General features: G+C 56.5%; 6 protein-coding genes. 4 read left to right on the forward strand and 2 right to left on the reverse strand.

All coding sequences use genetic code 11. The features are described from left to right. Positions 1–92 precede the first annotated feature (92 nt). Positions 93–2,399, forward strand: a complete 2,307-nt coding sequence (locus MJ257_RS20095) for a helix-turn-helix domain-containing protein (RefSeq protein WP_240270930.1) — start codon at positions 93–95, stop codon at positions 2,397–2,399. 71 nt (positions 2,400–2,470) lie between these two features. Here MJ257_RS20095 and MJ257_RS20100 read toward each other — a convergent pair whose 3' ends face one another. Further along, positions 2,471–3,640, reverse strand: a complete 1,170-nt coding sequence (locus MJ257_RS20100) for an SEC-C metal-binding domain-containing protein (RefSeq protein WP_240270931.1) — start codon at positions 3,638–3,640, stop codon at positions 2,471–2,473. 22 nt (positions 3,641–3,662) lie between these two features. Further along, positions 3,663–4,649 carry a Gfo/Idh/MocA family protein gene (locus tag MJ257_RS20105; protein WP_240270932.1) on the reverse strand — a complete coding sequence of 329 codons (987 nt, stop codon included), beginning with the start codon at positions 4,647–4,649 and terminating at the stop codon, positions 3,663–3,665. A gap of 146 nt (positions 4,650–4,795) precedes the next feature. On the opposite strand from MJ257_RS20105, the gene MJ257_RS20110 reads away from it, so the two are divergent. The 3 genes from MJ257_RS20110 to glgP all read left to right on the forward strand — a co-directional run bounded on the left by MJ257_RS20110 (position 4,796) and on the right by glgP (position 8,198). Beyond that, entirely contained in the window at positions 4,796–5,299 is a 504-nt protein-coding gene (locus MJ257_RS20110; RefSeq protein WP_240270935.1) for a hypothetical protein, read from the forward strand. Between the two features lie 536 nt (positions 5,300–5,835). Beyond that, positions 5,836–6,429, forward strand: coding sequence for an SLOG family protein (locus MJ257_RS20115; protein WP_240270933.1), 594 nt, complete (start codon positions 5,836–5,838; stop codon positions 6,427–6,429). Between the two features lie 152 nt (positions 6,430–6,581). Next, entirely contained in the window at positions 6,582–8,198 is a 1,617-nt protein-coding gene (gene glgP, locus MJ257_RS20120) for an alpha-glucan family phosphorylase (protein ID WP_240270934.1), read from the forward strand. The last annotated feature ends 101 nt before the right edge of the window (positions 8,199–8,299 follow it).

Genomic DNA, 8,299 nt, shown 5'->3' on the forward strand with positions numbered 1-8,299 from the left:
CGAGAGACCCGCTACTTTCTTCCCTTGCGTTATCCGTTAAACTCCTTTACATTTTAGATAAAAAAATAGAGCGGACAGGGGGCAGACGCAAAGTGAAGCTGAATTATTTCAAGTCAAAACTGTTTCAAAAGTACACCTGGTCTTACTTGTTCATGCTGCTGGTTCCACTTGCCTTGTTATCGGTCTTCATCTATAACAGCGCGGTCCGCAATCTCCGCTCCGAAATCGAACAATCCCATCTGAATCAGCTGTCTCAGGCGAAAACGATCGTCGACAGCCATGTCAAGCAACTGAGCGACATTGCCTCGCGGGTTGCTTACGACGTACAGTTGGCCCGCTACCGCGTACACGACCCGTATTACAGCCTCGAAGCGATCAATGCACTCAAAAATTACAAAGCGACCAGCCCGATCATCGGGGAGATGTTCTTGTATTTTCATGGGGACGAGAAGATTTATTCCACCGCAGGGATGACGAGCCTGGACGTATTTCATGAGCATTATCATTTTCTGGACTGGGAAGGACCAAAACTGGTCGAGGATCTGAACTCCGTCAAATTTCCCGTCATTCAGCCAACCGAAATGCTCAACCAAAATGGAACGATGCAGCAGTCGGTTTTGGCCTATCTCGTTCCCATTACGCCCAACAATCCGAACCCGCATGGGACATTAATGTACTTAATCCGGAAGTCGGAATTGACCGGACTGATCGATACCATTCTCGGCAACTACGAAGGATCTTCCTATATTTTCGATAACAACGGCCAGGTTATGGCCTCCAACAACAACCAAGAACAGCCGCTTCAGGGATCGGACCTGCAAGAATTGTTTGCGCTTTCAACAGGCATCCACAGCGTCGATTTGGGGGGAGTCCCGCATTCCGTCGTTTCCGTCAAGTCGGACACGAACGGCTGGGAATATGTCACTTTGATGCCCAGCTCCCAATTTCTTGGCAGCGTGCTGCACCTGCGCAGCCTGATGATTCTGCTCTTGACCGTGCTCGTCGTCGTCGGCACCGCGGCCGCGTTGATCTTGGCGCGGCGCCAGTTCCATCCGATCCTCGATCTGGTCGAGTTCGCCGACTCCAAATCGAAATCCGCGGGGCCGGCCGCCGTACCGCGCAAAGCCGGAAACGAACTGGACCGCATCCGCACGGCGCTGCAGGAATACAGCTCGCGGGCCGATCTGCAGGAGCCGTATGCGCGCAACCATTTTCTATTGATGCTGCTGAAATACGGGAACGCCCGCAGCCTGGTGCCGCAGCTATTAAGCTCGCTGGAGATTAACTTGGCCCAAGCCCATTATTTCGCCATGGTCATCGGCCGGGATGAGGCGCCGAAGAGCCGATTGGACAGCCACGATTGGCAAGCGATGATCGGCCGGCTGGCGGCGGCGGAGATCCCCGATTACGGCGCCTGCCTGTACAGCGTCGAGCTGCCCAAGCCGGGGCAGATCGCGCTGATCGTCGGATTCGATAAGGTCGAATCCTGGTCCGGACCCGACCAGTTCCGCCGGATCGTGCATCGCATTCACGACGACCTGCTGGAGCGGTTCCGCATCGACCCCGTGATCGGCGTTGGTACTTATTACAACGATCCCGACCAATTGAACCAATCCTTTATCGAAGCTTGCTCGGCTTTCGAATCGCGGATGTTTGCCGGACACGGCAGCATCACGTTCTTCGAGAAGCTGTCCCAAACGCCGGGAGAAACGTCTTGGGTGCCGAAGAACGAGCTGCTGAAGCTGTCCCAAAGCTTGAAGCAAGGCAGCTATGAGGTCGCAGCCCAAACGATCGGCGAGGCGATGAACGTCCTGCGAGGACCCGATCTGACCGTCGAGATGAAGCGCTGCATCAGCTTCGACATCTTGAACGCCATTCTGCGCACGGGCATGGAGATGGGCGTGCGCGACTGGACGCCCGATATTCCCGGATCCGATGCGTTTAATTCCCTGCAAGAGCTGGAGCGCCACTTCCTTAGCCTGGCCTCCCGAATCTGCGAGTTGGCCCTGCAGAACGAACGCAAGGAAGAACACTCCCTCATGGACCGGATCATCGCCTATATCGACAGCAACTATATGGACCATGCATTAAGCTTGGAGGCGATCTCCTGCAAGTATTCGATTTCGGTATCCTATTTCAGCCGCTCCTTCAAGGACCAAATGGGGATCAACTTCGTCCAATACATCTGGCAAAAAAGAATGATGGCGGTCATGAACGATCTGACGTCGACCAACGATCCGCTTAAAGACATCATTCAGCGGGTCGGCTACCTGGACACGCCGAACTTCATTCGAAAGTTCAAGAAGGAAACCGGCTTGACCCCGGGTCAGTATCGCAAGCTCTACTCGCAAACGGAGTCAAGCGAACCGCCGATGTCGGACTCGGCCGATGTCGGGTAAGCCGTTACGGAACGCAAAAAAAGGCAGCCTAAGCTTCAGCGCTTAGACTGCCTTTTCGTTGAACTTAAGATTTACTTTCCGCAGCATTTCTTGTACTTCAAACCGCTTCCGCAAGGGCAGGGTTCATTGCGGCCAACCTTGCTCGACCGAACCTGCTTGACGATATGCCCTCGTATGGAGGCAATCGCCGGTGAATTCCCGGCCCCCTCCTGCATCCGGCGCAGCTCGTCCAGCGTATGTCCGGCATTGGACCACATCCGGGTGTGGTCGTATACGTCGGTGATGAGGGCGACGGTTTGTTTAGCCTGCTCTTGGGACGTAAAATCCAGATCCCGTCTCTCAAACTCGTAGAGAAGATCCTGCAGCGAGGCTTCCATCGAGCAGCCGAGCTGAATGTCGTCGACCAAATATTCCGCGCTTTCTTGATCCAGGCGGAATTCTTTCGTGACGAACTCCCGCAGCGCCGCAAGCTGCGGAGTGATCTCAAAGTAATCGTGATCCGCATAGTTGAGCAGCTCTTGCCGGTCCGGAACGTAATAAGGTTTCCCCTGCACTTTGTCCATGAGGTCCTCGAACTCTTTGTCTTCCATGTCCAAGGATGCGATGTATCCGTGCCGCAGCTCGAAATACTGATCCGTCCGCTCGAGAAACCCTTCAACGTGCTGCAGCAGTTCCTCTTCCGTGACGGATGCGTCGCCGTTCTGGGCATGGATGATCTCTGCCAGCTTGGCCGGCGTGATCAGTCCGTACAGATTGATCGCCGCCATCAGGTAGGTATAAAGTTGATGGCTTCTTTGCAGCGCCTGCCGGAATGCCGGTTGATCCTGCTTCCGGAAGGCAGCCTTCACTTCGTCCGGAATGACCATGTGCAGCCGATTGTCCTCGAAGAAGGTAAACAGCAAGCCGCGGTCCAGGAAGTAATAGTAGTATCCAAAGGGCGTAGCGTTACTTGGTTGATAGGAACCGTCCAGCAGCGAGCTGAACAGTTCCCATTCTTTGGGCCGACTATGGATTAAGGCCCCCTGTAGCGTTTCCGGGTCCTCAATGCCAGCCTGCACGGCAGCGGCCAGCTCCTCCTTCTTCATCTTGGAGCGGCCGGAGATATGATAAAGGGAGGCAACGGCGGCAAGCCGGGTTTTGGTCAGGCTTGGCAGGATATCGGTCAAACGCTCCATCTTCTCGCCGATGATGGCGTGTTTGATGTTGTTTTCCTCCAACATTTGATGTGTCTCATCGATCATGTAAAACTACTCCTTCTTCATTTCATTCAAACGGATATTTCAAACCCCATTGCCCGCGGATTTGATCCATCAGGCGCAGGATCGCCAGCGATTCGTCCAGCGGAATGTCGCCGCTTTCGGTCAGCCCGGCGTTCAGCGCCCGTCCGACGGCCTCCGCTTCATAAGCGTATCCTTTAAAAGCGCGGTCATCGCTGACCGTCTCGGGCTCTTCCCCGTCGACGTACAACGTCGCCGAGGTCGCATTAAGGAAACCGGGAACGTAAATCTTCCCGTTCGTCCCATGGATATACGCGTCGTTGCCGATCGCCAGACGGACGGCGCCGTTCAGGGATGCGGCTGCGCCGTTTTCGTAGGTCAACAGTACGGAGAAATGTTCGTCGACCCCCGTTTCTCCGATATGGGCCGTGCTTTGAATGCTTTGCGGGTGCGGCCCCAGCACCATGGACGCGAACGAAACCGGGTAGATGCCGGCATCCAGCATCGCCCCGCCGCCAAGCTCCGGATTCAGCAGCCGCCCGGCCGGATCCCAGCCCGCCCGGAAGCCGAAGTCGGCCTTCACCAGCCGTACTTCACCGATCCGTCCGGCCGCCAGCCATTCCCGCACGCGGCGGATGACCGGCAAGAACCGCGTCCACATCGCTTCCATCAAGAACAACTTGTGTTGGCGCGCATAGGTTACCAGTTCCTCCAGCTCGGCAGCGTTGACCGTAAAAGGCTTCTCGCACAGGACCGCTTTGCCCGCCCGCAGCGCGGTCATGACGTTGTCTTTATGGGAAGGATGGGGGGTTGCCACATAGACGGCGTCCACGTCCGGGTCGGCCACCAGCTCCTCGTAGCTTCCGTACGCTTTGGGAATTCCGAATTTCTCGGCAAACGCCTTCGCCTTCTCCAGGTTCCTCGACCCGATGGCGTAAGCTTCGCCGTTACTTGCGTAAGCCAGATCCCCCGCAAACGACCCGGCGATGCCTCCGGCCGCCATAATCCCCCACTTGATTGTCGCTTCTCCCATTGATCTTTCCTCCTTCGGCGCGATCCTTACTTAGATTAATTATACCTTTTTGCGCGGGATGAGGAAACGGAGCGGGGTATGATATAATCAGGAAGCGCGGGAGGAAGCCAGTTCCCGCTAATTCGCCATTTGAGAGGTTGGGCAGCATGCTGACGTTTGAGCAGAAATTGGAAGTCTTCAAATCATTCCCCGAGTTGGAGCAGAGGAACGTCTCGCTGGGCCGGGTCAATTTTCACTATGAAGGCAGCGCGTATGACAAAAAAACCGTCGTTTACCACCTGCACCCGAACGGGAACGGCTATGTTTACGCCGGGCATCTCGACGGTTTTGAGACCGATGATAAAGGGTTCGTCAACATCCGGGAAATGGCGGTGCCGGAGCTGCGCCGTTTGGTCAGGGAGTCGATCGACGCTCTTTCCGTCCGGGAGGAGGAAGGTCCCTCTTCGCGCCCGGGAACAACGGAAGCCCCTGCCCGCAACGCGTTCCCCGGCGGCGTGTGGACCAATGCCAAAGGCGAGAAGCTGACGCTCAAATACGAAGACGACCTGTGGTATATCTACTCCGGCTTGAGTCTGGAGATGGCCTTTGAAACCCGCGAGGAGGCCGGCGAATACTTGGCAGAGGAAGGCTTTTCTCCGTCAAAAGGGTGATCGGATCCCCCAGCCAACAATTAAAACCCCAACGACCATGCCTTACTGGGCATGGTTTTTTTATTTATGCCAAAAAAAGTTTGAATTTGTTCAATAAATTGTTTGATTTTTGACACAAAATGTTCAATAATTAAGTCAGACACAAATTGTTCACAATTTGTTCGGCCAGTGAAAAGTAAAGGAGCGAATCCTCATGTGGCAACCGGAGAAATTGAAAGGCAACGCTTTTCTGTGGATTATTGGACTGGGCACGTTCTACGCGGTTTTCTACACGGTATTTACCCTTCTCTCGATTCACGGTCAATAAGTCACGCTTCTTGTAACCGCTGCCATGGGCGGTAGGCCTCGATGCCGTTTCCGCACCATGCCGATAACGATAGCTATCCCCTGTCCCAAACACGCATGCCGCCTAGCCGGTGGGGTCCTCCTCCCGCGCGAAGCGGCGTTTTTGTTTTTGCCGGAGATGCAAAGCAAGGTATAATACGTTACGTGGCCGCTACCGGCACATCACCAACTGAATCTAAGGAGTTTTCAACTTGAAAAATCTGCTCGTCACCGGTTACCGCGCCCATGAGCTCGGCATTTACGGCCAGAAGCATCCCGGCATCCCATATATCCGCCAAGCCATAGCGAGCCGCCTCATCCCCTTGCTGGAGGAAGGTCTGGAGTGGGTCATTACGCCCGGCCAATACGGCGTTGACCTGTGGGCTTGCGAAGCCGTGTTCGACTTAAAGAAGCGGTACCCGCAGTTGAAATGCTCGATCATCACCGCCTATAGCCATCAAGAGGAGAAATGGAGCGACGAGAAAAAGGACTACTATATGCAAATTCTCCGCCAAGTCGACCATTATGCGGCGGCCAGCAAGGAATCCTATGTCGGCCCTTGGCAGTTCACCGGTCGGGACGAGCTGCTGTTCCGCAAAACCGACGGCCTCCTGCTCGTCTATGACGAGGATGCGGGCGAGGCCAGCCCGAAATTTTTCAAAGAACGCGCCTTAAAGAAGCAGGCCCAAGACGGCTACGTCTACCTCAATATCGGCTCCGAAGAAATTCAAGCGATCGCAAACGAAGAACAGGAGCGGGCTTACGCCGATAGCGACATCCGCCCGGAGGAATCGGATCCGGTCTAACCCCTCCGGTCTCTTATCCCCTCCCTGATCCGCCTTGTCTCCCATTCCGCAAAGCTCCTTTTGTCACCTTCCACCCGCCTCCGGACTACACTAATAGCATGAAAATCGCTTTCAGTGCAGCATGCGGTTTGCATAGCAAAGGAGGTATTCCCATGAGCGAAAGGCAGCTCCCTACCGTTGCTTATTTCAGCATGGAGTACGGTCTTCATTCCGATTTCAAAATGTATGCCGGAGGACTTGGCATCCTCGCCGGCGATTTCATCAAAGGGGCCAAAGACATGGGCGCCCCGCTTGTCGCCATCGGCATCAAGTGGAAGCAAGGTTATACCGACCAGCGGATCGGCGAAGATGGACGGCCCTACGATACGTTTACCGACCACGAATATGATTTTCTTGAGGATACCGGCGTGACGGTTACCGTGACAGTCAAAAACGCCGAGGTCCCCTGCAAAGTATGGAAAACCGAACAGTTTGGCAACAACCCGCTCTATCTGCTGGACACCGATCTTCCGGAGAGCGGCAACGGTTGGATCACCGCCCGTTTGTACGGCGGCGGCTTCGGCGAGGAGCGCATTGCCCAGGAAATCGTGCTTGGCATCGGAGGCGTGAAGGCGCTTCGCGCGCTGGGCATCCCGGTGGACGTCTACCACTTCAACGAGGGGCACGCCGCTTTGGCCGCCACGGAGCTCATCCGCGAAAAAATGCAGGCCGGGCTCACCTTCGAGTCAGCCTGGCGGGATACGCGCGAAACCGTCGTCTTTACGACCCACACGCCGGTCAAGGAGGGCAACGAAGCCCATGCGCTGGAAGCGCTGGAAGCGATGTCCGCGTTTAACGGGTTAAGCCGCGACCAAATGGAGCGGATCGGCGGCAACCCGTTTAACATGACCGTCGCCGGTTTGCGCCTCGCCCGCCGGGCTAACGCGGTGGCCGCACTACATGCCGAGACCGCAGGACGCATGTGGAAGGATGTGGCCGGCCGCGCGGAGATCATCGGGATCACCAATGCGATCCACCTGCCGACCTGGGCCGACCCCCGGATGCTTCGCGCTTATGAAGAGGGCGGCGATTTATGGGCTGCACATCTGGAATTGAAGCGCGAGCTGATCGAGTTGATCCGCGAGCGCTCGGGAGCCGAGCTGGACCCGGAACGGCTGCTGATCGGGTTCTCGCGCCGGGCTGCGCCGTACAAACGCAGCGACCTGATCTTTTCCTGGCCGGACTTGATCGCCCCCTACCTCGAATCCGGCCGGATCCAGCTCGTGTTCTCGGGCAAAGCCCATCCGAACGACGAAACCGGCAAGCAGATCGTCAGCAACCTGGTGGCGATGATGAAGCACTATCCCGGCAGCGTCGTGTTCCTGGAGAACTACGACATGACGATCGGCGCCAAACTGACGCGCGGCGCGGACGTTTGGCTGAACAACCCGCGCCGGCCGCTGGAGGCGAGCGGCACCTCGGGGATGAAAGCCGCCGTCAACGGCGTGCTGAACTGCTCGGTGCTCGACGGCTGGTGGCCGGAGGCCTGCCTGGACGGCGAAAACGGCTGGCAGATCGGCGGCGGCTTCGAGTCGGCCGACCCGGGCGAGCTGGACCGGCACGACGGCGAAGCGCTCTACGACACGCTGCTGGAGCGGGTCGTGCCGACCTACTACGAGGATCGCCCCCGCTGGGTGCAGATGATGCGGCGCAGTATCGAAACAACCCGCGAGGCGTTTTCGACCCGGCGGATGCTGGAGGAATATTACCGGAAGCTGTATATGCGGTAAACGCGCGGATGAAGCAAAAAAACTATGGTGCGAGGGGCAGCCCCTTGAACCATAGTTTTTTTCGGTGTGGATGCAGGCCCACTCCCCTCCGCACCTTTAAT

It is taken from the genome of Paenibacillus timonensis (genome assembly GCF_022427145.1).
GTDB lineage: Bacteria > Bacillota > Bacilli > Paenibacillales > Paenibacillaceae > Fontibacillus > Fontibacillus timonensis.